This is a genomic window from Streptomyces sp. Tu 3180, from assembly GCF_009852415.1.
Lineage (GTDB): Bacteria > Actinomycetota > Actinomycetes > Streptomycetales > Streptomycetaceae > Streptomyces.
Genome location: NZ_WOXS01000002.1, coordinates 4,588,374 through 4,610,711, shown reverse-complemented (window position 1 = coordinate 4,610,711; position 22,338 = coordinate 4,588,374). Strand labels below are relative to the sequence as shown.

Below are 22,338 nucleotides of genomic sequence, written 5' to 3'. Positions count from 1 at the left end.
TCCCGTTCCAGTCCGCTCGGGGTACCGGACGATTTCTCGTCATGTTAACGCGATCGGTTCCGGCGGTGGTCGGTTGTCCACAGGCTGTGGGTTTCCGTACGCCGCCGCGGCACACGCGTGTGCGGGAACCCGGCGCGCTCGTGCGCGGGAACCCGGCGCGCTCGTGCCTCGTGCGCGGGAACCCGGCGCGCTCGTGCGCGGAAATGCGGATGCCCGCGCGGACGGCGGCGCGGGATGATCGCGGCCATGAGTGACACGGCGGAAGGCACGAGCGACACGACGGTGCGGGACGAACGGCCGTCCGGCCCCGGGGCCGGCGACCGGACACCCCCGACGCTGCGCGAACGGAGGATCGCCGCCTGGCGCCGCGCCCCGCGCGTGCCGGCTCGCCTCGGTTTCCTGGCCCCGCTCCGGGAGCGGCTGGCCCTGCTGGAGGCGGCGGGGAGCGTGTACGACCTCGACGAGACGTGCGACGTCTACGGCGACGGCGTCGTCGGGGCCCTGGAGGGGCGGGTCGCCGAACTGCTCGGCACCGAGGCCGCCGCGTTCTTCCCGACCGGCACCATGGCCCAGCAGGTGGCCCTGCGCTGCTGGGCGGGCCGCACCGGGAACCCGGCGGTCGCCCTGCACGCGCTGAGCCATCCCGAGGTGTACGAGCGGAACGCGTTGAGCCAGGTCAGCGGGTTGCGGCCGGTGCGGGTGACGAGCGAGCCCCGGCTGCCCACGGCCGCCGAGGTGCGCGACCTCGAGGAGCCCTTCGGCGCGCTGATGCTGGAGCTGCCCCTGCGGGACGCCGGTTTCGTGCTGCCCACCTGGGAGGAGCTGACCGGGGTGGTGGAGGCGGCACGGGAACGCGAGGCGGTCGTGCACTTCGACGGGGCCCGCCTGTGGGAGTGCACCGAGCACTTCGGCCGGCCGCTGGCGGAGATAGCGGGCCTCGCGGACAGCGTCTACGTGTCGTTCTACAAGTCCCTCGACGCCTTCGGCGGTGCGGCGCTCGCCGGCCCGGCGGCCCTGGTGGAGGAGGCGAGGGCCTGGCGGCACCGGTACGGCGGCAACGTCTTCCAGCAGTTCCCCACCGCCCTGTCGGCCCTCGTCGGCCTGGACCGGGAGCTGCCCCGGCTGCCGGAGTACGTCGCCCACGCGCGCGTGGTGGCCGCCGCGCTGCGCGAGGGCCTCGCGGCGGGCGGACTGCCCTGGTCCCGCGTCCACCCCGAGGTGCCGCACACGCACGACTTCCAGGTGTGGCTCCCGTACGACGCCGAGGTCGCCGCGGAGGCGGCGATCCGGTCGGCCGAGGAGACGGGGACCGCGCTGTTCGCCAACCACTGGGACCCGAAGGGGCCGGGCCTGTCCTTCACCGAGGTGTACGTGCGGTCGGCGGGACTGGAACTGACGGCCGACGACGTGCGGACGGCGGCGGCGGAGTTCGCGCGGCGGCTGACCGGGGGCGATCCGGCGTAGTCCCGGCTCCGGCGGGAGGCCCCGTCGATTGACGGGGGCCGTCAATCGTGGACGGCGTCGCCGGCGGCGGGGTGCACCATGTGGGCATGAGCGTGAGCATCGATGTCGCGGGGCTGCGGCCGGAGAGAGCCGTCGTCGTGCCCTCTCCGCTGGCCGAGCTCGGCATGGCGCTGCACGCGCTGTCCGAGCCGGGGCACCATCCGGGCCTCCAGGGCTGGGTGACCGGCGTGACCGCGCGGCTCGACCCGCACCTGGCGGACCGGATGTGCGAGGCCGACTTCCTGTGGCGGACGACGTTCTCGGACCTGTTCCTGCCGTGCGCGGGGCTGCCGGGCGGCGGCGCGCTGCCGGGCGGGACGCTCACCGAGGAGCTGGACCTGCTGGACAAGCTGTCGGACGAGCAGTTCGTGGACGCGGCCCTGGAGTTCACCTGCGCGCTCCCCTACGGCACGCCGGGTCCGGGACCGCTCACCGACGAGGGCCTGCGCCGGCGTTCGCTGGAGCTGGCCGCCGCGCGGGGGCCGCGCCAGGTCCGGTTCACCGAGCGGCTGCTGGCCGACCCGCCGCGGATCCGGGCCTGGCTGCGGCAGTTCCTCCAGGACTGCGACGAGGCGTTCTTCGCCGAGACCTGGTCCCGGCTGCGCCACCAGCTCGCCGCGGACACCCGCCACAAGACCGACCTGCTGCGGCACAAGGGCCTGGCCGAGGCGCTGGCGGCGGTGTCCCCGGCGGTGACGCTCGACGAGGCCGCCGGCCGGATCACCGTCGACAAGCTGGGCGACGGCCGTACCGCCACCGGGGACGGCGGGCTGCTGCTGATCCCCACCAGCCTGGGCTGGCCGCACCTGATGGTGCTGCACCGGTACGGCTGGCAGCCGGTGCTGCACTATCCGGTCGGCTCCCCCGAGCTCGCCGCCCCGCCGACGGTCGAGCAGCTGGCCCTGCGGATGACGGCGCTGTCCCATCCGGTCCGCATGCGCCTGTGCCGCCACCTGGCCCGCAGCGCGTACACCACCAGCGAGCTGGCGCAGGTGCACGGCATGACGGCGCCGGAGATATCCCGGCACCTGGGCGTGCTCAAGAAGGCCGGCCTGGTCACCACGCGCCGCCGCGGGCGGTACGTGCTGCACCAGCTGGACGTGACGGTCGTGGCCCGGCTCGGCAGCGACTTCCTGGAGGGGATCCTGCGCTGAGGGCGCGCACCCGCGCCCGCCCGCCGGGGCGGACGTGCCGGGGACCCGCGCAGCCGCCGCAGCGCCGTCGCGCGCCCGGCGGGGAGGGTGAAGGGGCGTACGCCGTGGCCGGGTCCGCGCGGCGGGCCGGCGCGCGGCCGTCCGGTCAGCCGTGTCCGCCCGCCCGCACCAGTCCCGTCTCGTAGGCGAGGACCACCACCTGCACCCGGTCCCGCAGGCCCAGCTTGGTCAGGATGCGGCCCACGTGCGTCTTCACCGTCGCCTCGGACAGCACCAGCCGGGCCGCGATCTCGCCGTTGGACAGGCCCTGCGCGACCAGCACCATGACCTCCCGCTCGCGCTCGGTGAGCCGCCCCAGCTCCTTGTGCTCGGGCTGCCCGCCCGCGCTCGGCAGCATCGGCGCGAAGCGGTCCAGGAGCCGCCGGGTGGTGGACGGGGCGACCACGGCGTCGCCGCTGTGCACCGCGCGGATCGCGGCGAGCAGCTCGCCCGGCGGCACGTCCTTGAGCATGAAGCCGGAGGCACCCGCCTTCAGCCCGGAGAAGGCGTACTCGTCGAGGTCGAAGGTGGTCAGGATCAGCACCTTCGGCGGGTCGGTGTCCGCGCAGATCCGGCGGGTCGTCTCCACCCCGTCGAGCTTCGGCATGCGGACGTCCATCAGCACCACGTCGACGGCGGCGGACCGCAGCACCTCCAGGGCCTCGACGCCGTTGCCCGCCTCCGCCACGACCTCCATGTCCGGCTGGGCGGCGAGCACCATCCGGAACCCGGTGCGCAGCAGCACCTGGTCGTCGACGAGCATCACGCGGATCGTCATCGGGTCCTCTTCCGTGGGTACGGGCACTACGGCTGTTACAGGTGTCAACGCGGGGCGTGCGCAGGCGGTCAGTGCGCGGGTTTGAGCGGCAGCAGGGCGCTGATGCGGAATCCTCCGCCGGGGCGCGGACCCGCGTCCAGGGTGCCGCCGACCATGCCGACCCGCTCGCGCATGCCGATCAGGCCGTGGCCCCGGCCGTCGAAGCCGCCCTCCTCGTACAGCTCGTGCGGGGCGCCCTTGCCGTCGTCCTCGACGAGCAGGCCCAGCCCGTCGTCGAAGTACACCAGGCGCACGCTGGCACCCGCGTCGGGGCCGCCGTGCTTGCGGGTGTTGGTGAGCGCCTCCTGCACGATGCGGTACGCGGTGAGCTCGACGCCGCTGGGCAGCGGGCGCGGGGTGCCCTCGACCCTGAAGTCCACGGGCAGTCCGGAGTCCCGGCACTGCTCGACGAGGTCCTCGATCTGCCGCACGTCGGGCTGCGGCACGTACTCCCCGGCCTCCTGGTGCTCGCCGGTGCGCAGCACGCCGAGCAGGCGGCGCATCTCGGCGAGGGCCTGCCGGCCGGTGGAGGAGATGGTCTCCAGGGCCTTCTTCGCCTGGTCGGGCGCGGCGTCGAGGACGTAGGCGGCGCCGTCGGCCTGCACCACCATCACCGACACGTTGTGCGCGACGACGTCGTGCAGCTCGCGCGCTATCCGGGCGCGTTCGGCGGCGACCGCCACCTTGGCCTGCGCCTCGCGCTCCTTCTCCAGCCGGGCGGCGCGCTCCTCCAGCTGTGCGAAGTAGGCGCGGCGGGTGCGGATGGAGTCGCCGAGCACCCAGGCGAGGGCGAAGGGCACGGTCTGGAAGATCACCACGGCGAGGTTGGTCGCCATGCCCACGTCCTCGTTGGGCCAGCGCACCTGTGCCAGCGGGGCGGCGCACAGGCCGGCGGCCAGCGCCAGGCGGGAGGCCCAGCGGGCGCCGATCGCCGCGACCGTGTAGACGATCACCAGCAGGGCGAAGTCGGCGGGCACCGTCGCGACGTCCATGATCAGCTGGCCCGCGCCCACCGCGAGGGCGAGGAGCAGCATCCGCTCCGGCATCCGCCGGCGCAGCGCGACGACCAGCGACAGCAGCAGCATGACCGGCACGGTGAGGGCCGGCAGTTCCGTGCCCCGGGACTCCTCCGTGCTCGCTCCGCCGAGCACCGAAATCCCGAACAGGACCACGGCCCAGAAGCCGTCGACCCATGCCGGGTGCCTGCGGAGGAAGTCATAGAGGCGCTGCACGTAACCCAGCGTAGGGAAGCGAAATGCGTGCAGGGGTCAACCGGAGGGCCGATCCCCGGTCGGCACGCGTACTCCGCAAGGTGGAGGCCCGGTGTGTCCGTGCCCCTAATGTGGTCCGGTGACCACGGCACGACAGGCGAGTGACACCGGTGGCGACGGCGGCGGAAGGCGGGTGGCACCGGTGACGGCAGGGACCGCGGACGACGACCGGGGCGGCCGGGACGGCGGGGGTGACCGGGACGGCTGGCGCGGCTGGCGCGAGGCGGCCCTGGCCGCGCTGTACGGGCCGGGCGGCTTCTACCGCAGGCCCGAGGGCCCGGCCGGGCACTTCCGCACGGCCGTGCACGCCTCGCCGCTGTTCGCCGGGGCCGTGGCGCGCCTGCTGTGCCGGGTCGACGAGGCGCTGGGGCGGCCGGCGGTGCTCGACTTCGTGGACATGGCCGCCGGGCGGGGGGAACTGGTCACCGGTGTGCTCGCCGCGCTGCCCGCCGAGGTGGCGGACCGGGTGCGCGCCCGCGCGGTCGAGCTGGCCGGCCGTCCCGCCGGGCTCGATCACCGGATCGAGTGGCGGGCCGAACCCCCGGAGCGCGTCACGGGGCTGCTCTTCGCCAACGAGTGGCTGGACAACGTGCCCGTGGACGTCGTGGAGGTGGACCCGGCGGGCGTGCCCCGGCTGGTGCTGGTGCGGGGGGACGGGACGGAACGGCTCGGCGACCCGGTCGCGGGCGACGGGGCGCGGTGGCTGGCGCGGTGGTGGCCGCCGGGGGACGTGGAGGGGCTGCGGGCGGAGATCGGGCTGCCCCGCGACCGGGCCTGGGCCGCGGCGGCCGGGACGCTCGCGCGGGGGCTCGCCGTCGCCGTCGACTACGCGCACGCGGCCGGCGCGCGGCCGCCGTTCGGGACGCTCACCGGCTTCCGGGAGGGACGGGAGACGACGCCCGTGCCGGACGGGTCGTGCGACATCACCGCGCACGTCGCCCTGGACGCCTGCGCCGCGGCCTGCCCGCTCCCCGGCACCCGCCTGCTGTCCCAGCGGGACGCCCTGCACGCCCTGGGCCTCACCGGCGGCCGTCCGCCGCTCGCGCTGGCGTCCACCGACCCCGCCGGGTACGTGCGCGCCCTCGCGGGCGCCTCCCAGGCCGCCGAGCTCACCGCGCCGGGCGGGCTCGGCGACTTCACGTGGCTGGTGCAGCCGGTGGGGATCCCGGACGTGCTCGCCGGCTGACCCCGGCCGGGGTCACTTGTCGATGTCGCCCACCACGAAGAACATCGACCCCAGGATCGCCACCATGTCGGCGACCAGCGTCCCCGGCAGCAGCTCGGTGAGCGCCTGGATGTTGTTGTAGGACGCCGAGCGCAGCTTCAGCCGGTACGGGGTCTTCTCGCCCTTGCTGACCAGGTAGTAGCCGTTGAGGCCGAGCGGGTTCTCGGTCCACGCGTAGGTGTGTCCCTCGGGTGCCTTGAGCACCTTCGGGAGCCGCTGGTTGACCGGTCCCGGGGGCAGCTCGGCGAGCCGGTCGAGGCAGGCGCCGGCGAGGTCGAGGGCGTTGTGGGTCTGCTCCAGGAGGCACTCGAAGCGGGCGAGGCAGTCGCCCTCCTGCCGGGTCACCACCTTCAGGACGTCCCCCAGCTCGCCGTAGGCGAGGTACGGCTCGTCGCGGCGCAGGTCGAAGTCGAGTCCCGAGGCGCGCCCGATCGGCCCGCTCACCCCGTACGCGAGCACGGCCTCCGGGGACAGGACGCCGACGCCGCGCGTGCGGCCCCGGAAGATCTCGTTGCCGAGCACCAGGTCGTCGAAGCGGTCCATGCGGGAGCGGACGTCGGCGACGGCGGCCCGCGCGCGCGCCGTCCACCCGGCCGGGAGGTCCTCCTTGAGGCCGCCGACGCGGTTGAACATGTAGTGCATCCGCCCGCCGGAGACCTCCTCCATGACGTGCTGGAGCTCCTCGCGCTCCCGGAAGGCGTAGAAGATCGGGGTGATGCCGCCGAGTTCCAGCGGGTAGGAGCCGAGGAACATCAGGTGGTTGAGCACCCGGTTCAGCTCCGCGAGCAGCGTGCGCAGCCACACCGCGCGCTCGGGGACCTCCATGCCGAGCATCCGCTCCACGGCGAGGACCACGCCCAGCTCGTTGGAGAAGGCCGACAGCCAGTCGTGGCGGTTGGCCAGCATGATGATCTGACGGTAGTCGCGCGCCTCGAACAGCTTCTCCGCGCCCCGGTGCATGTAGCCGATCACCGGCTCCGCGCGGACGATGCGCTCGCCGTCCAGGACCAGCTTCAGGCGCAGCACCCCGTGCGTGGACGGGTGCTGGGGCCCGATGTTGAGCACCATGTCGGTGCTCTCCGCGGCGCCGCCGATACCGACCATGGTCTCCGTCGTAGGAGTCATGAACACAGTCTCCCCTACGTACGCTGGCCCCATGGAGACGGGGAGCGTGCACGGCACGGGGACCGCGGACGGTGAGCCGGTGTGGATCGCGCTGCCCCCGGGGCTGCTGCGCATGCGGCGGTTGATGCTGGTGGTGTGGCTGGGGCTGCTGACCCTGGCCACCGCCCTGGTCCCGGGACTGCTGGCCGGGCCCGGCTGGGCCCTCTTCGCGGTGCTGCCGCTGGCCCTGACGGCCTGGGGCTGGGTGCTGCTGGAGCGCAACTGGCGCTCCTGGCGGTACGCCGAGCGCGCCGACGACCTGCTGATCAGCCGGGGCGTCCTGTGGCGCCAGGAGACGGTCGTGCCGTACGGGCGGATGCAGCTGGTCGAGGTCGCCTCCGGGCCCGTCGAACGGTACTTCGGCCTGGCCAGCGTGCAGCTGCACACGGCGGCCGCGGCGACCGACGCGACCATCCCCGGCCTCGACCCGGCCGAGGCGGAGCGGCTGCGCGACCGGCTCACCGAACTGGGCGAGGCCCGATCGGCGGGGCTGTGACGGCCCCCGGCGTCCACGAGGACGTGCGTGGGCGGCGCCCCGTGGACGAGCGGCGGCTGCACCCCGTCACGCCGCTCAGGCGGGCGTGGGCGCCCGTCGCGGTGCTGATCGGGTGGGCGCTGCACGATCCCGACCAGGCGCAGCGCCAGCTGACCCGGCTGACGCCCGCCACCGTGCTGATCGGTCTCGCCGTCCTCCTCCCCGCCGCCGCCCTCTACGGCTTCCTGACGTGGTGGTTCACCCACTTCGCGGTGACCGACAGCGAACTGCGCATCCGCACCGGGCTGTTGTTCCGGCGCACCGCGCACATCCGGCTGGAGCGGATCCAGGCCGTCGACGTCACCCAGCCGCTGCTCGCGCGGGTCGCGGGCGTGGCGAAGCTCAAGCTCGACGTCATAGGCACCGACAAGAAGGACGAACTCGCCTTCCTGGGCGCCGACGAGGCGCGCGCGCTGCGCGCCGAACTGCTCGCGCGGGCGGCCGGTTTCGCGCCCGAGACCGCGCACGAGGTCGGCGAGGCGCCGTCCCGGCGGATGCTGCGGGTGCCGCCGGGCGTCCTCGCCGCCGCCCTGGTGCTGACCGGCGCGACCTGGGGGTGGCTCGTCGTCGCCGCCGTCGTGCTGCCGCTGCTGTGGACGGTCACCCACAGCCTGTGGACACTGCTCGCCGCCGCCGTTCCGCTGCTCGGCGCGGCGGGCGCGAGCAGTGTGGGCCGGTTCGTCACCGAGTACGACTGGACCGTGGGCGAGTCGCCCGACGGGCTGCGCATCGACCACGGGCTGCTGGACCGGGCGCACGAGACGGTTCCGCCGGGGCGCGTGCAGACCGTGCGCGTCGTCGAGCCGCTGCTGTGGCGGCGGCGGGGCTGGGTGCGCGTGGAGCTGGACGTGGCGGGGTCGTCCAACTCCCTGCTGCTGCCGGTCGCTCCCCGCGAGATCGCCGAGGCGGTCGTCGCGCGGGTGCTGCCCGGGGTGAGCGTGCCGCCGCGCGAGGCGCTCACCCGGCCGCCGCGGCGCGCGCGGTGGTGCGTGCCGCTCTGGTGGCGCGGCTACGGACTCGCCGTCACCGACGCGGTGTTCGCCGCCCGCCACGGGCTGCTGCGGCGGAGCCTGGCCCTGGTGCCGCACGCCAAGGTGCAGAGCGTACGGCTGGTCCAGGGGCCCTGGCAGCGGGCCCGGGGCGTCGCCGACGTCCATGTGGACACCGGGGCGAACAAGTCGGTGACGGCCCGCCTCCGGGACGCCGGTGAGGCGGCGGACCTGCTGCGGGCCCAGGCGGAGCGCTCCCGCACGGGCCGCAGGGACGCCCGCCCGGACCGCTGGATGGCCTAGGGGCCCGCCCCTCCGGCCGGTGCACACGCGCGTGCGGGCGCGCCGAGAAGGGGCGCGGGACGGCGCGGGACGCCGACGGGGTCCCGCACGTCGTCCGTGCGGGACCCCGTCCCCGTCCGTGTGACCGGTGCTTCAGGAGGCCGCGCTGCGCAGCCCCTGGACGTCGATCGGCTCCGTCTCGTCGTGCGCCGTCAGGTCGATGACCTGCCCGATCCCGCGCGCGTCCTCGTCGGCGGGCTTGAACCGCGCCTCCGTCTCGGCCTTGTGCAGGGCGAGCGCCTCCGGCCCGACGACGTCGGCCAGGTCCTCGTTCTGCACGGCCTCCACGGCGGACCGGCCGGTGTCCTTCTTCGTGCCGAAGAAGTCGAACCCGCCGTCGGGCACCGGACGCCGCGCGGGCGCCGCCGGCGGTACGACCGCCACCGCGGTCGGCACGGTGAAGTGCCCGGAGGGCTGCCGCGCGGACCGGTCCGGAGCGGCGGCCGGGGCGGGGGACGCGCTCGCGTGCCCGTGCTCGCCGGCCGCCCCTTCCTGCTCCTCGGTCCCGGCCTCGGATGCCTGCTCCGGCTTCCGCTTCCGCGCGGGCCCGGGGCCGTCGTCCTCGGGGATCCGGGCCCCCTCCGGGGAGCCGTCCCGCCGCGGGGTTCCGGCGTCCTCCGGCGCACCGGCGCCGCGGGGGGCGTCGTCGGCCTGCGCCGCCGCGCCGTCGTCGGCCTGCGCCGCTATGGCGGGGTCGGCGTCGTCGCCGGCGGACTCGTTGCTCCCGGAGGGCTCCGGGGATCCGGCCGGCTCGGCGGACCCGGCGGTCCCGGTGACCTCGTCAGCGGCTTCGCCGCGGGCCGCGCCGAACCGTGCCAGCGCCGCGCCGGCCCGCAGGAACAGCCGGGAGCCCTCCGGCGAGAAGACCGACGGAATCGTCGGCTCCGTGTCGGTGTCGCCGCTCGCGGCCGCCTCCCCGGCGGCGGTCCCGCCGTCGGCCGCCGTCCCGCTCCCGCGCCTGGCCGCCGGCACGGACGCCGCCTCCGCGGGCCCCTCCGCGGGCCGCTGCTGGGCGGACTCCGCTGCGGACGCGGCCGCCGACGCCCCCGCCGGCAGCGCGCGGGCCGGGACCGAGGCCTCGATCTCGAGCACCCGGCGGTCCTCCAGGACGCTCGCCCGGTCGGCCTCCGCCGCGGCGTACCGCCGCAGCAGTGCCGCGTGCTCGTTGCGCAGCCCGGCGAGCTCCGTGCGCTTGGCGCGCAGCCGCTGCTCCAGCTTCGCGCGCAGCTCGCGCGACTCCTCGAGATCGGACTCCAGTTCGGCGACCCGCTCCTCGAAACGCCACTCGTCGCTCGCACGCGCGCGGGTGAGGTCGGCGACGCGTTTGCCCGCCTGGACGTCCCAGTGCCGCATGACGACCGCACCGACGACCGCCGTGACCGCGGCGGCCGCGGCCAGGACACGGAGCACCATCGGTTGCGTGAACACCCAGGGCCCCAGGGCGCAGACGACGGAGACGCCTGCGATCGCCGACGGGGGCAGCATCCTGTGCAGGGGCGGGGAATGACGGTGACGTCCACGTGGCATGGCCAGAAACTTACCGCGCGTAGGCGAATGATGGTGCCCCGCCCCGTAAAAACAAAGCCACGTCGAGGGTTTCACAGGGCATCAGCGAACTCGCGCCGAACGTGAATGGACACGCCGCCGGAATTGCCAAGATCATTTTCTTCGCCGGCGGGTTCCCCGCAGCGCGCCCGGGCGGTCCCGCCCCGTCTCCGGGCGCCCGCCGGACCGCTCCGGCGCTGCCGGAATCCCCGTCGCCGGGCACCGCAGTCGCGCCCCCGCTTTCCGCGGACGGCCGGCGGGATCCGCGTGCGTCCGGTTCCCTTCCCCCGCCCGACAACTTCGGCGCGCCCTTGCGGGGGCCCTTGTGGGTGGTGGGATTCCTTGTGGTGGGACTTGTCCGAGCAGGGGGACTCGTCCGGCTCGCCGCCGGTGGCCGGAAGGGAAGTGTCCGGCGCGTCGCGGTAAGCACGCGGTGAACCTCTCCCCCGAAACCGTCGCCCGTAAGGCGTGTTGTCGCCCGATACCCGAACGCGATGTCGCCGGACGCCCGAATCGGCGCCGGTTCCCAGGCCTTTCGCAGAACCGGCAGAACCACGGGACGCGATGTCCGCGGGGAAGGGCGGGAAAGACCGGGCCGGATTCCGCGGCCCGCGGACCGGCCGCGGGGCGGCCCCGCCGTGCGCGGCGTACGCCGGCCGCCGCGCGGCCCGCGTCCCGGGGCGGCCCCGTCGTCGGCCGGGCCCGCGCCCCGGTGGGCCCCGGCACCGCCGCGGACGTCCTCCCCCGCTCCCGGCACCACCGTGTGCACGCGGCACCGCGCGGTTCCCCCGTGGCGCCGGGCCGCGCCGCCGGTCCGCCGGCGGCGACCGTCCCGTCGCCGCCGCGCACGGGGCCGGCGGCGGGCCGGATCCGCACGGTGGCCCGAAGGCGTCGTCCGTCCGGCCTGACGGCACCCGCGCACCGCCCTGGGCCTACGCTGAACGTATGAGCAACCACAGCGGACGCCCCCGGGTCGCCGGCCTTCCTCACTGGGACCGCTGCGCGGTCATGGGGGTCGTGAACGTGACGCCCGACTCCTTCTCCGACGGCGGCCGCTGGTTCGACACGACGACCGCCGTCAAGCACGGCCTCGACCTGGTCGCCCAGGGTGCGGACCTGGTCGACGTCGGCGGCGAGTCCACCCGCCCCGGCGCCACCCGCGTCGACGAGGCCGAGGAGCTCAGGCGCGTCATCCCCGTGGTCCGCGGCCTCGCCGCCGAGGGCGTCGCCGTCTCCGTCGACACCATGCGCGCGTCCGTCGCCGAGCAGTCCCTCGCGGCCGGTGCCGCGATCGTCAACGACGTCAGCGGCGGCCTCGCCGACCCCGCCATGATCGGTGTCGTCGCCGCCGCCGGCGCCCCCTTCGTCGTCATGCACTGGCGCGGCTTCCTCGAGGGCGGCAACGTCCGGGGCGAGTACGCGGACGTCGTCACCGAGGTCGTCGACGAGCTGCGCGCACGCGTGGAGGCCGTGCTGGAGGGCGGCATAGCCGCCGACCGCGTGATCGTCGACCCCGGCCTGGGGTTCTCCAAGGACACCGACCACGACCTCGCCCTCCTGGCCCGCCTCGACCGGCTCCTGGGCCTCGGCCACCCGCTGCTGGTCGCCGCCTCCCGCAAGCGGTTCCTCGGCCGCGTCCTGGCCGACGCGGACGGCACGCCCCCGCCCGCCCGCGAACGCGACGCCGCCACCGCCGCCGTCTCCGCCCTCTCCGCGCAGGCCGGCGCGTGGGCGGTCCGCGTGCACGAGGTCCGCGCGACCGCCGACGCCGTGCGCGTCGTGCGCGCCGTCGAACAGGCGCGCACACCGGACGGCACTCCCCCCGAATCCGGCGCACACGGCGCAGAAGGAGCCCGGTGACCGCACCCCACACCGACGTCGAGCAGGTCGAGGCCGCCAACACCGCCTTCTACGAGGCACTCGAACGGGGCGACTTCGAGGAGGTGGCGTCGCTCTGGCTCACCCCTGCCGACCTCGGCGTCGACGAGACGTACCACGACCCGGCGGACGCCGGTGTGGTCTCCTGCGTGCACCCCGGCTGGCCCGTGCTCACCGGACGCGGCGAGGTCCTGAGGTCGTACGCCCTGATCATGGCGAACACCGACTACATCCAGTTCTTCCTCACCGACGTGCACGTCTCGGTCACCGGCGACACCGCCGTGGTGACCTGCAGCGAGAACATCCTCAGCGGCGGCCCCGCCCCCGAGGCCGGCGAGGAGCTCGGCCCCCTGGTCGGCCAGCTCGTCGTCGCCACCAACGTGTTCCGGCGCACCCCCGGCGGCTGGAAGCTCTGGTCCCACCACGCCTCCCCGGTCCTCGCCGAGACCGACGAGGAGGAGGACGACGACACCCCCTCCTGAACGGGTAGGGGGACCACAAGGCCCACAAGGAGAGGCGCCCCGCTGGTCCGGACCCGCCGGTGCCCGCGGGTAGCCTCGACTCCGGCCGGTGTGCCGCCCGCACGCGGCGCCGACCGGCCGGACCGACGACTGCAGGAGTGATTCGCGTGGATCGTGTCGCGCTGCGCGGCCTGAGGGCCCGCGGGCACCACGGTGTGTTCCCCAAGGAGCGCGAGGAGGGCCAGACCTTCGTGGTGGACCTCGTCCTCGGCCTGGACACCCGGCCGGCCGCGGCCGACGACGACCTGACCAGGACCGTGCACTACGGCATCGTGGCGGAGGAGGTCGTGGCGGTCGTCGAGGGCGATCCCGTGGACCTCATCGAGACCCTCGCCGAGCGCATCGCCCGGGTCTGCCTGAAGCACGACGTGGTGCAGGAGGTCGAGGTCTGCGTCCACAAACCGGACGCGCCGATCACCGTGCCCTTCGACGACGTGACCGTCACCATCATCCGGAGCCGCGTATGACCAGGCCGTCCACCCCGGGCCACACCGACCCGACCGTTCAGCCCGTCCCCGCCTCCGTGGTCGAGCAGGTCGACGCCGCCGACGCCACCCTGCACAATCCGAAGCGGGCCGTGGTGTCCATCGGCGCCAACCTCGGCAACCGTCTGGAGACCCTCCAGGGGGCCGTCGACGCCCTGGAGGACACCCCGGGCGTCCGGGTCAAGGCCGTCTCCCCGGTCTACGAGACGGAGCCGTGGGGCGTCGAGCCCGGCAGCCAGCCCTCGTACCTCAACGCGGTCGTGGTCCTCAGGACCACCCTGCCCCCGTCCTCCCTGCTGGAGCGGGCGCACGCCGTCGAGGACGCCTTCCACCGGGTCCGGGACGAGCGCTGGGGCCCCCGCACCCTCGACGTGGACATCGTCTCCTACGCGGACGTCCGCTCCGACGACCCGCACCTCACGCTCCCCCACCCCCGCGCCCACGAACGCGCCTTCGTGCTCGCGCCCTGGCACGACGTCGATCCCGGGGCGGAACTCCCCGGCCGCGGACGGGTCGGCGATCTCCTCGGCACGGTCGCCCGCGAGGGCGTCACCCTCCGCAAGGACCTGGAACTCCGGCTGCCGGAATAGCCGTTAAGGTCGACACGATCACATTCCGGGGCACCGGGGGAATCCGAGGGGACACCGTGAAAGAGCTGCGCATCAGGGTGCTGGCGGGCGTCTTCGTCGTCGCCGGGATCCTGTCCTGGGCCGGCGCCCGTCTGTGGAACTCCCTGGGGACCCTGCCGAGCGTGCCCGTGGCCGCGCCCATCGTCCTCGCCCTGATCGCCGTGGTCCTCGCGGCCACGGCCCTCTCGCTGCGCGCCCGTCTCAGGGCCCAGCGCGAGCGCCGCCCCGAGGCCAAGGGCGTCGACCCCCTGATGGCGGCCCGCGCGGTCGTCTTCGGTCAGGCCAGCGCCCTGGTCGCCGCCCTCGTCGCCGGCATGTACGGCGGCACCGGCGTCTTCCTCCTGGAATCCCTGGACATCCCCGCCCGCCGGGACCAGGCCGTCTACGCCGGCTTCTCGGTCCTGGCGGGCATCGCCGTCATAGCGGCGGCCATCTTCCTGGAGCGCGTCTGCAAGCTCCCGGAGGACGACGAGAACAACGGCGCGGGGGTCACCCCGGCCGGATGAGGCGACCGGGGACGAGCCGTCAGCGCGCCATGATCAGGCTCATCGCCTCGTTGCGCGTCGCCGCGTCCCGCAGCTGACCGCGCACCGCCGAGGTGATGGTCTTCGCGCCGGGCTTGCGGATGCCGCGCATCGACATGCACATGTGCTCGCACTCCACGACCACGATCACCCCGCGCGGCTCCAGGATCTCCATCAGGGAGTCCGCGATCTGCGTGGTGAGTCGTTCCTGCACCTGCGGGCGGCGGGCGTAGACGTCCACGAGCCGGGCCAGCTTGGACAGACCCGTGATCTTCCCGCTGGTGGACGGGATGTACCCGACGTGCGCCACGCCCCGGAACGGCACCAGGTGATGCTCACAGGTCGAGTACACCTCGATGTCCTTCACGAGCACCATCTCGTCGTGGCCGAGGTCGAACGTCGTCGTCAGCACGTCCTCGGGCTTCTGCCACAGACCCGCGAATATCTCCCTGTACGCCCGCGCCACCCGCGCCGGAGTCTCCAGGAGCCCCTCGCGGTCCGGGTCCTCGCCGACCGCGATCAGGAGCTCGCGCACGGCGTTCTCGGCCCGCTTCTCGTCGAACTCGCCGATGGGGGCTATGCCGTCCAGCGTCACGGGGTCGGTCATGGGGTGCCTCGTTCCTGTGCCTTCACGCGTGAGGGGCACGCGTCTCAACTGCGGTACGCGAATGCCGCGCCCCCCAGGCTAGAACCAGGGGGGCGCGGCGGTCATTCCGGGCCCGGTGGGCCCGGCGGGAGCCTCGGATCAGCTCTCGGGGCGGTCCTCCGCGGTCCGCTCGGGCGCCGGGGCGGGCTCCACCGTGGTGCTCTTGGCGGTGGTGATCGCCGGCGTCGCGCCGTTCGCCCCGTTCGTCAGGGCCAGCTCCTTGGGGGAGAGGACCGGCGGGCGGGTCGACGGCGTACGGCGGGAGGAGCCGGTCCAGGCGGGCCTGGGCGGGCGCTTGACGATCGGCGCGAAGATCTCGGCGATCTCCTCCTTGCCCAGCGTCTCCTTCTCCAGGAGGGCCAGGACCAGGTTGTCGAGGACGTCGCGGTTCTCGACCAGGATCTCCCACGCCTCGTTGTGCGCGGTCTCGATGAGCTTCTTGACCTCTTCGTCGACCAGCGCGGCGACCTCTTCCGAGTAGTCGCGCTGGTGAGCCATCTCACGGCCGAGGAACGGCTCGGTGTTGTCGCCGCCGAACTTGATCGCGCCCAGACGCTCGGTCATGCCGTACTGCGTGACCATCGCGCGGGCCAGGCCGGTGGCCTTCTCGATGTCGTTGGCGGCACCGGTCGTCGGGTCGTGGAAGACGAGCTCCTCGGCCGCGCGGCCGCCCAGCATGTAGGCCAGCTGGTCCAGCATCTCGTTGCGGGTCGTGGAGTACTTGTCCTCGTCCGGGAGCACCATCGTGTAGCCGAGGGCGCGGCCCCGGGACAGGATGGTGATCTTGTGGACGGGGTCGGAGTTCGGGGAGGCCGCCGCGACCAGGGCGTGTCCGCCCTCGTGGTACGCGGTGATCTTCTTCTCCTTGTCCGACATGATCCGGGTCCGCTTCTGCGGGCCCGCGACCACGCGGTCGATCGCCTCGTCCAGCATCTTGTTGTCGATCAGCTTCTGGTCGCTGCGCGCGGTCAGAAGCGCGGCCTCGTTCAGCACGTTGGCCAGGTCCGCACCGGTCATGCCGGGGGTGCGGCGGGCGACGGCCGACAGGTCGACGTCCGGGGCGACCGGCTTGCCCTTCTGGTGGACCTTGAGGATCTCCAGCCGGCCCTGCATGTCCGGGCGGTCGACCGCGATCTGGCGGTCGAAGCGGCCGGGGCGCAGGAGGGCCGGGTCGAGGATGTCCGGGCGGTTCGTCGCGGCGATGAGGATCACGCCGCCCTTGACGTCGAAGCCGTCCATCTCGACGAGGAGCTGGTTCAGGGTCTGCTCGCGCTCGTCGTGACCGCCGCCGAGGCCGGCGCCGCGGTGGCGGCCGACCGCGTCGATCTCGTCGACGAAGACGATCGCGGGGGCGTTGGCCTTGGCCTGCTCGAACAGGTCACGGACCCGGGAGGCACCGACACCGACGAACATCTCGACGAAGTCGGAACCCGAGATCGAGTAGAACGGGACACCGGCCTCGCCCGCGACGGCACGCGCGAGCAGGGTCTTGCCGGTGCCGGGCGGGCCGTAGAGCAGCACGCCCTTGGGGATCTTGGCGCCGACGGCCTGGAACTTGGCCGGCTCCTGCAGGAACTCCTTGATCTCGTGGAGTTCCTCGACCGCCTCGTCCGAGCCCGCGACGTCGGCGAACGTCGTCTTCGGGGTGTCCTTGGTGATGAGCTTCGCCTTGGACTTGCCGAAGTTCATGACGCGGGAGCCGCCGCCCTGCATCTGATTCATCAGGAACAGGAAGACGACCACGATGAGGACGAAGGGCAGCAGGGACAGCAGAATGCTCACGAACGGGTTCTGCTTGGACGGCGAGACCGTGTAGCCGTCCGGGATCTGCTCGTTCTGGAACTTGTCCTGCAGTGTGTTGGCGATGGTGACGCCCTGGTCACCGATGTAGCTCGCCTGGATCTTCGAGCTGTCCTCGACCTTGACGCCGTCCTTGAGCTGGACCTTGATGATCTGCTCGTCGCCGGTGGTCAGCTTGGCCGACTCGACCTTGTTCTCATTGATCGCCTGGACGACCTGGCCCGTGTCCACCGTCTTGTAGCCGCCGGACGAGCCGACGACCTGCATCAACACGACCACGGCAAGGACGGCCAGCACGATCCACATGACCGGCCCACGGAAGTATCGCTTCACGTCCATCCATACGGAGCGGTGCCGCCCCGTCCCTCCTGCCATAGTGAGTTTGATAAAGGCTGTTCTTCGGACGGTACCCCAGCATTGTCCCCCGAAGCTGTGAGGGACGGCCGGCAAACGCGTCCATGCATGCTCCAACGCCGCCGAGCCCGCCGGGGTTCCCGATCACCGTACGGCGGGCGGGCCCCCGGGGCTCAGCCCCCGTAGACGTGGGGCGCGAGCGTACCGACGAACGGGAGGTTGCGGTACTTCTCGGCGTAGTCGAGGCCGTAGCCGACGACGAATTCGTTGGGGATGTCGAATCCGGCCCATTCCACGTCGATGGCGACCTTGGCGGCCTCGGGCTTGCGCAGCAGCGTGCACACCTTGAGGGAGGCGGGCTCGCGCGAGCCGAGGTTGGAGATCAGCCAGGACAGGGTCAGGCCGGAGTCGATGATGTCCTCGACGATGAGGACGTGCTTGCCCTTGATGTCGGTGTCGAGGTCCTTGAGGATCCGCACCACACCGGAGGACTGGGTACCCGCCCCGTACGAGGATACGGCCATCCAGTCCATGGTGACGGGGGTGGACAGTGCCCGGGCGAGGTCGGCCATGACCATCACCGCGCCCTTGAGGACGCCGACGAGCAGCAGGTCCTTGCCCGCGTACTCCGCGTCGATCTTCGCGGCCAGCTCCACCAGCTTGGCGTCGATCTCTTCCTTGGTGATGAGCACCTTCTCGAGGTCGGCACCCATGTCTTTCGCGTCCACCCGCATCACTTTCGGTCGTCCCACCGGCTGTCCCGTGCCGTCCCCGGCGCTGCCGGGGGCGGGGATTCAGCCTTGCCGAATCACCAGTCTGCCACCCTGGCGCCGGACGACGACTTTGCCGGGGAGGTTGATGGCCCCCTGTCCGCGCCAGCCGGTGATCAGCCGGTCCACTTCCTCGATGTGGCGGGCGAACAGGGAACCGGCCGGGGCGCCGGCCTCGATGGCGGCGCGGCGCAGCACGCGGCGGCGTACGGCGGGCGGCAGGGCGTACAGCCCGGCGCACTCCAGACGGCCGTCGGCGTCCCGGACGCCGGCCGCGGCCCGGCCGGCCCAGGCGTCGAGGGCGTCGGCGTCGTCGCGGGAGAGCTGGGCCGTGCGGGCGAGGGCCTCGACGACGCCCTTGCCGAGGGCCTTCTCCAGGGCGGGCAGGCCCTCGTGGCGCAGGCGGGAGCGGGTGTAGGCCGGGTCGGCGTTGTGCGGGTCGTCCCAGACGGAGAGGGACTGGACCATGCAGGCCTTGCGGGCGGTCTGCCGGTCGAGCTGGAGGAAGGGGCGCCGGTAACGGCCGTCGGCCCCCGAGACCGCGGCCATTCCGGACAGGGAGCGGATGCCGGAGCCGCGGGCGAGCCCCAGCAGGACGGTCTCGGCCTGGTCGTCGCGGGTGTGGCCGAGCAGGACGGCCACGGCGCCGTGCCGTTCGGCGGCGGCGTCGAGGGCGGCGTAGCGGGCGTCCCGGGCGGCGGCCTCGGGTCCGCCGCCGCGGCCGACGCTGACCGCGACGGACTCGACCGGGTCCAGTCCGAGTTCGCGCAGGCGCAGCACGACCTCGGCGGCGCGCACGTCGGAACCGGCCTGGAGGCCGTGGTCGACGGTGACGCCTCCGGCGCGGACGCCGAGCCGGGGGGCCTCGAAGGCGAGGGCGGAGGCGAGCGCCATGGAGTCGGCGCCACCGGAGCAGGCCGCGAGCACGAGCGGGGAGGGGGGACGCTCGTCCGGGGCCCGGCCGGGGGTTCGACCGTGGTCGTCGGGGACGTCGCCGTGGTCGTCGAGGATGTCGTTCAGGACGCGGCGGACCGCCAGGCGTATCGCCGCGACCGCAGGATGGGGACCCATGTCCGGTTCCCTTCATGAAGTTTTCGGGGGGTGAACCCGATGTCGGTCACTCAGAGTGTGTAGATGGTGACAGAACCGGGCCGTTACCCGAGCATTGCACGCCTACCCATGGCTCACGGTCCCTCGGACGGGTGATTGAAGGGGCGTCCGCATGCCGTCGGCCGGATTCGCTTCACGACGTGCGCGGGGCTCACACCTCGGGCTTGCGGTGCACCCGTGTGATCCAGTCCGCCGGTTTGGCGATCTCCGCCTTGGTGGGGAGCGTGTTGGGCGAGGTCCACACGCGGTTGAAACCGTCCATGCCGACCTCCTCCACGACGGCGCGCACGAAGCGTTCACCGTCGCGGTACTGGCGGAGCTTGGCGTCCAGGCCGAGCAGCTTGCGCAGGGCGAGGTCCAGGCGGGAGGCGCCCTTGGCGCGGCGCTGCTGGAACTTCTCGCGGATCTCGGCGACGCTCGGCACGACCTCGGGGCCGACGCCGTCCATCACGAAGTCGGCGTGGCCCTCCAGCAGGGACATCACGGCGGTGAGGCGGCCGAGGATCTCGCGCTGGGCGGGGGTCTGCACGAGCTCGACGAGGGAGTGCCCGTCGTCGCCCTCCTCGCCCTCGGGACGGCCGCCGACGAGGGACTGGGCGGCCTCGCGGACGCGCTCCAGGACGGTCATGGGATCGACGTCGGTCTCCCCCAGGAACGACTGGATCTCGCCCTCCAGGTGGTCCCGCAGCCAGGGCACGGCGGTGAACTGGGTGCGGTGGGTCTCCTCGTGCAGCGTCACCCACAGGCGGAAGTCGTGCGGTTCGACGTCGAGCTCGCGTTCGACGTGGACGATGTTGGGGGCGACGAGCAGCAGCCGGCCGCCGCCGTTCTCCCCGGCCGGGAACTCCCGGGTGGCGGGGGCGAAGGTCTCGTACTGGCCGAGCACGCGGGAGGCGAGGAAGGACAGCAGCATGCCCAGCTCCACGCCGGTGACCTTGCCGCCGACGGCGCCGAGGACCGCGTTGCCGGGGCTGCTGCCGCGGCGTTCCTGCATCTTGTCGAGGAGCGGCTTGAGGAGCTCGCGGAAGCCGGCGACGTTGGCCCGGACCCAGCCGGGGCGGTCGACGACGAGGACGGGTGTGTCGTGGGTCTCCTCGGTGCCCAGCCGGGTGAAGCCCCGGACGTGCTCCTCCGAGGCCTTCGCGTGCCGGCGCAGCTCCGCGACGACGGCCCGGGCCTCCTCGCGGCTCACGTCGGGGCCCGGCCGCATGAGCCGGGTCGCGGTCGCGACCGCGAGATTCCAGTCGACCATCCCGGAAGAGGCAGCACCACCGATGCTCGTCATGCGTCAACGGTACGTGAGTGCCCGGGTTCGGGGCAGGGCGGCGAGGCGGCCGGGGCGGGCGGTCACCGGCAGCCGCACGCCGCCAGCGCCGTGGCCGCCTCGTCCAGGGCGGACTGGGCCGCCGCCGGGTCGGTGGTGCCGTTCGCCAGGAAGGCGAAGGCCAGCAGCCTGCCGTCCCGGTCGACGACGGTGCCCGCCAGGGTGTTCACACCGGTGAGCGTGCCGGTCTTGGCGCGCACGACGCCGGCCGCCCCGTCGGCGTAGCGGCCGGCGAGGGTGCCGGTGAAGCCGGCCACGGGCAGGCCGGTGAGGACCGGGCGCAGCTCGGGGCGGTCGGGGTCGCCGGCCTTCACGAGCAGGGCGGTGAGGAGGTCGGCGGTGAGCCGGCCGCCCCGGTCGAGGCCGCTGCCGTCCTTGAAGACGGCGCCCTTCACCGGCAGGCCGAGCTTCTTCAGCCGGGCGGTGACGGCCGCGCCGGCGCCGGCGAAGTCGGCGCTCCCGCCGGTGGCGAGGGCGGTGTGGCGGGCGAGGGCCTCGGCGAGGTCGTTGTCGCTGCCGGTCAGCATCCGTTCGACGAGGACGCCCAGCGGCGGCGAGGAGACCGTGGCGAGAGTGGAGGCGCGGGTGGAGGCCTTCGACCGGCCGGGGGGCGTGGCCTCGACGCCGTGCTCCTCGAGGAAGGCGCCGAACTTCCGGGCGGCGTCGGCCGCGGGGTCGGCGACGCGCGGGGCGGGGCCGCTGGTGGAGTCGTCGGTGCGGGCCTCGTCGGCCATCAGGGGGGTGACGGCGGCGAGGTTGGGGTTGACCCCGATCGGGTGGTTCACGGTGCCCCGGTAGAGCGTCGTGTCGTAGGAGAGGGTCACCTCGCGCACGCCCCGCTTGGCCAGGGCGGCGGCGGTGCGCCCGGCGAGGTCGCGCAGGCTGGCGAGGCCGTGGGCCTCCTTGCGGGCGGTGAGGGTGGGGTCGCCGCCGCCGACCAGCACCACCTCCTCGGTGTCGGGCTCGAAGACGACGCGGGTGGTGAGGCGGTGGTCGGCGCCCATCGCGGAGAGCGCGGCGACGCCGGTGGCGATCTTCGTGGTCGAGGCGGGGGTGAGCGCGTCGCCGGAGCCGGTGCCGTACAGCCGCTCGCCGGTGGCCACGTCGACCACGGCGGCGGAGCGGCGGCCGAGCGCCGGGGTCTTCAGCAGCGGGCCGAGGACGCCGGTGAGCGCCTTGTCGCCGGGCGCCGACCGCACGGCGGCGGAGCCGAGGCCGGTGAGCACGGAGGCGGCCGACGGGGCGGCCTCGGGCCCGCGGGGCGGCGTACCGGCGTGGGCGCGGGCGTGATCTGTGCCACGCGCGGCTTCCAGGGCCACGGCCCGGTGCCGCTCGGACGTACGCTGACCGTTGGAGTCCCAGGGACCGGCGGCGGTCACCGCTCCCGCGGCCAGCGCCAGACCGGCGGTGGCGGCGGTCGCGACGAACCGCCAGGTCTTCGGCCGCGCGACCCGCGGGACCCGTGGTGATTCCGGCCGGTCCGGCCGCGCGAACCGCGGCCCGGCGGCCGCGGCGACGCGCGCGAGACGCGACCGTACGGTCTCCGCGGCCCGGGCGAGACGCGGTCGTACGGCGTCCGCGATCCGCACGACGTGCGGTCCCGCGGCCCGCCAAGGCCCCAGCTCCGGCACGACCACCAGCCCCTTTCGCGATCACACACCTGCGTGAGGGACACTTAACCACCAGAACTATGTGCTGATCATGGAGGAGCCA

Annotated in this window: 20 protein-coding genes; 10 read left to right on the top strand and 10 right to left on the bottom strand. The window is 73.9% G+C overall.

The window, feature by feature from the left end:
* The first annotated feature begins 234 nt into the window (after window positions 1–234).
* Window positions 235–1,464 carry a beta-eliminating lyase-related protein gene (locus GL259_RS21680; RefSeq protein WP_159535025.1) on the top strand — a complete coding sequence of 410 codons (1,230 nt, stop codon included), beginning with the start codon at window positions 235–237 and terminating at the stop codon, window positions 1,462–1,464.
* An 86-nt stretch (window positions 1,465–1,550) separates the two neighbouring features.
* On the top strand, window positions 1,551–2,657 hold the full coding sequence (locus GL259_RS21675; protein ID WP_159535024.1) for a DUF5937 family protein: 1,107 nt from the start codon (window positions 1,551–1,553) through the stop codon (window positions 2,655–2,657).
* Between the two features lie 145 nt (window positions 2,658–2,802).
* On the opposite strand, the gene GL259_RS21670 is transcribed toward GL259_RS21675, so the two are convergent.
* Window positions 2,803–3,474, bottom strand: coding sequence for a response regulator transcription factor (locus GL259_RS21670; protein ID WP_159535023.1), 672 nt, complete (start codon window positions 3,472–3,474; stop codon window positions 2,803–2,805).
* 68 nt (window positions 3,475–3,542) lie between these two features.
* Window positions 3,543–4,745 (bottom strand): sensor histidine kinase, encoded by a 1,203-nt coding sequence (locus GL259_RS21665; RefSeq protein ID WP_159535022.1) that lies wholly within the window; start codon window positions 4,743–4,745, stop codon window positions 3,543–3,545.
* Window positions 4,746–4,917: 172 nt separating this feature from the next.
* Here GL259_RS21665 and GL259_RS21660 point away from each other — a divergent pair, with 172 nt between their 5' ends.
* On the top strand, window positions 4,918–5,970 hold the full coding sequence (locus tag GL259_RS21660; protein ID WP_159538848.1) for an SAM-dependent methyltransferase: 1,053 nt from the start codon (window positions 4,918–4,920) through the stop codon (window positions 5,968–5,970).
* 12 nt (window positions 5,971–5,982) lie between these two features.
* On the opposite strand, the gene GL259_RS21655 is transcribed toward GL259_RS21660, so the two are convergent.
* Window positions 5,983–7,134: an NADH-quinone oxidoreductase subunit D gene (locus GL259_RS21655; protein WP_159535021.1), complete on the bottom strand. Its 1,152-nt coding sequence runs from the start codon at window positions 7,132–7,134 to the stop codon at window positions 5,983–5,985.
* Window positions 7,135–7,165: 31 nt separating this feature from the next.
* Here GL259_RS21655 and GL259_RS21650 point away from each other — a divergent pair, with 31 nt between their 5' ends.
* Together GL259_RS21650 and GL259_RS21645 are read left to right on the top strand one after the other, a co-directional pair.
* Window positions 7,166–7,669, top strand: coding sequence for a PH domain-containing protein (locus GL259_RS21650; RefSeq protein WP_159535020.1), 504 nt, complete (start codon window positions 7,166–7,168; stop codon window positions 7,667–7,669).
* Window positions 7,666–9,000, top strand: coding sequence for a PH domain-containing protein (locus tag GL259_RS21645; RefSeq protein WP_159535019.1), 1,335 nt, complete (start codon window positions 7,666–7,668; stop codon window positions 8,998–9,000). The genes GL259_RS21650 and GL259_RS21645 overlap by 4 nt, the downstream gene beginning before the upstream one ends.
* Window positions 9,001–9,132: 132 nt before the next feature.
* Here the strand turns inward: GL259_RS21645 and GL259_RS21640 are convergent, their stop codons facing one another.
* Window positions 9,133–10,566, bottom strand: a complete 1,434-nt coding sequence (locus GL259_RS21640) for a hypothetical protein (RefSeq protein ID WP_243762354.1) — start codon at window positions 10,564–10,566, stop codon at window positions 9,133–9,135.
* A 963-nt stretch (window positions 10,567–11,529) separates the two neighbouring features.
* On the opposite strand from GL259_RS21640, the gene folP reads away from it, so the two are divergent.
* From folP to GL259_RS21615, 5 genes are all read left to right on the top strand, one after another.
* On the top strand, window positions 11,530–12,444 hold the full coding sequence (folP, locus tag GL259_RS21635; RefSeq protein ID WP_159535018.1) for a dihydropteroate synthase: 915 nt from the start codon (window positions 11,530–11,532) through the stop codon (window positions 12,442–12,444).
* The gene (locus GL259_RS21630; RefSeq protein WP_159535017.1) at window positions 12,441–12,944 is read left to right on the top strand and encodes a nuclear transport factor 2 family protein; all 504 of its coding nucleotides are present in this window, start codon (window positions 12,441–12,443) and stop codon (window positions 12,942–12,944) included. The genes folP and GL259_RS21630 overlap by 4 nt, the downstream gene beginning before the upstream one ends.
* Window positions 12,945–13,090: 146 nt before the next feature.
* Window positions 13,091–13,450, top strand: coding sequence for a dihydroneopterin aldolase (gene folB, locus GL259_RS21625; RefSeq protein ID WP_159535016.1), 360 nt, complete (start codon window positions 13,091–13,093; stop codon window positions 13,448–13,450).
* Complete coding sequence (folK, locus tag GL259_RS21620) at window positions 13,447–14,058, top strand: 2-amino-4-hydroxy-6-hydroxymethyldihydropteridine diphosphokinase (protein WP_159535015.1); 612 nt, start codon at window positions 13,447–13,449, stop codon at window positions 14,056–14,058. The genes folB and folK overlap by 4 nt, the downstream gene beginning before the upstream one ends.
* A 56-nt stretch (window positions 14,059–14,114) precedes the next feature.
* Window positions 14,115–14,603 carry a DUF3180 domain-containing protein gene (locus tag GL259_RS21615; protein WP_159535014.1) on the top strand — a complete coding sequence of 163 codons (489 nt, stop codon included), beginning with the start codon at window positions 14,115–14,117 and terminating at the stop codon, window positions 14,601–14,603.
* A 19-nt stretch (window positions 14,604–14,622) separates the two neighbouring features.
* On the opposite strand, the gene folE is transcribed toward GL259_RS21615, so the two are convergent.
* The 6 genes from folE to dacB form a co-directional block, all read right to left on the bottom strand.
* On the bottom strand, window positions 14,623–15,228 hold the full coding sequence (folE, locus tag GL259_RS21610; protein ID WP_159535013.1) for a GTP cyclohydrolase I FolE: 606 nt from the start codon (window positions 15,226–15,228) through the stop codon (window positions 14,623–14,625).
* 138 nt (window positions 15,229–15,366) lie between these two features.
* Window positions 15,367–17,406 (bottom strand): ATP-dependent zinc metalloprotease FtsH, encoded by a 2,040-nt coding sequence (gene ftsH / locus GL259_RS21605; RefSeq protein ID WP_159535012.1) that lies wholly within the window; start codon window positions 17,404–17,406, stop codon window positions 15,367–15,369.
* Between the two features lie 188 nt (window positions 17,407–17,594).
* Entirely contained in the window at window positions 17,595–18,155 is a 561-nt protein-coding gene (gene hpt, locus GL259_RS21600; protein WP_016825215.1) for a hypoxanthine phosphoribosyltransferase, read from the bottom strand.
* 60 nt (window positions 18,156–18,215) lie between these two features.
* Window positions 18,216–19,262, bottom strand: coding sequence for a tRNA lysidine(34) synthetase TilS (gene tilS, locus GL259_RS21595; RefSeq protein ID WP_159535011.1), 1,047 nt, complete (start codon window positions 19,260–19,262; stop codon window positions 18,216–18,218).
* A gap of 190 nt (window positions 19,263–19,452) precedes the next feature.
* Complete coding sequence (locus GL259_RS21590; RefSeq protein WP_159535010.1) at window positions 19,453–20,586, bottom strand: zinc-dependent metalloprotease; 1,134 nt, start codon at window positions 20,584–20,586, stop codon at window positions 19,453–19,455.
* 62 nt (window positions 20,587–20,648) lie between these two features.
* Entirely contained in the window at window positions 20,649–22,262 is a 1,614-nt protein-coding gene (gene dacB / locus GL259_RS21585) for a D-alanyl-D-alanine carboxypeptidase/D-alanyl-D-alanine-endopeptidase (RefSeq protein WP_159535009.1), read from the bottom strand.
* Between the last annotated feature and the right edge of the window lie 76 nt (window positions 22,263–22,338).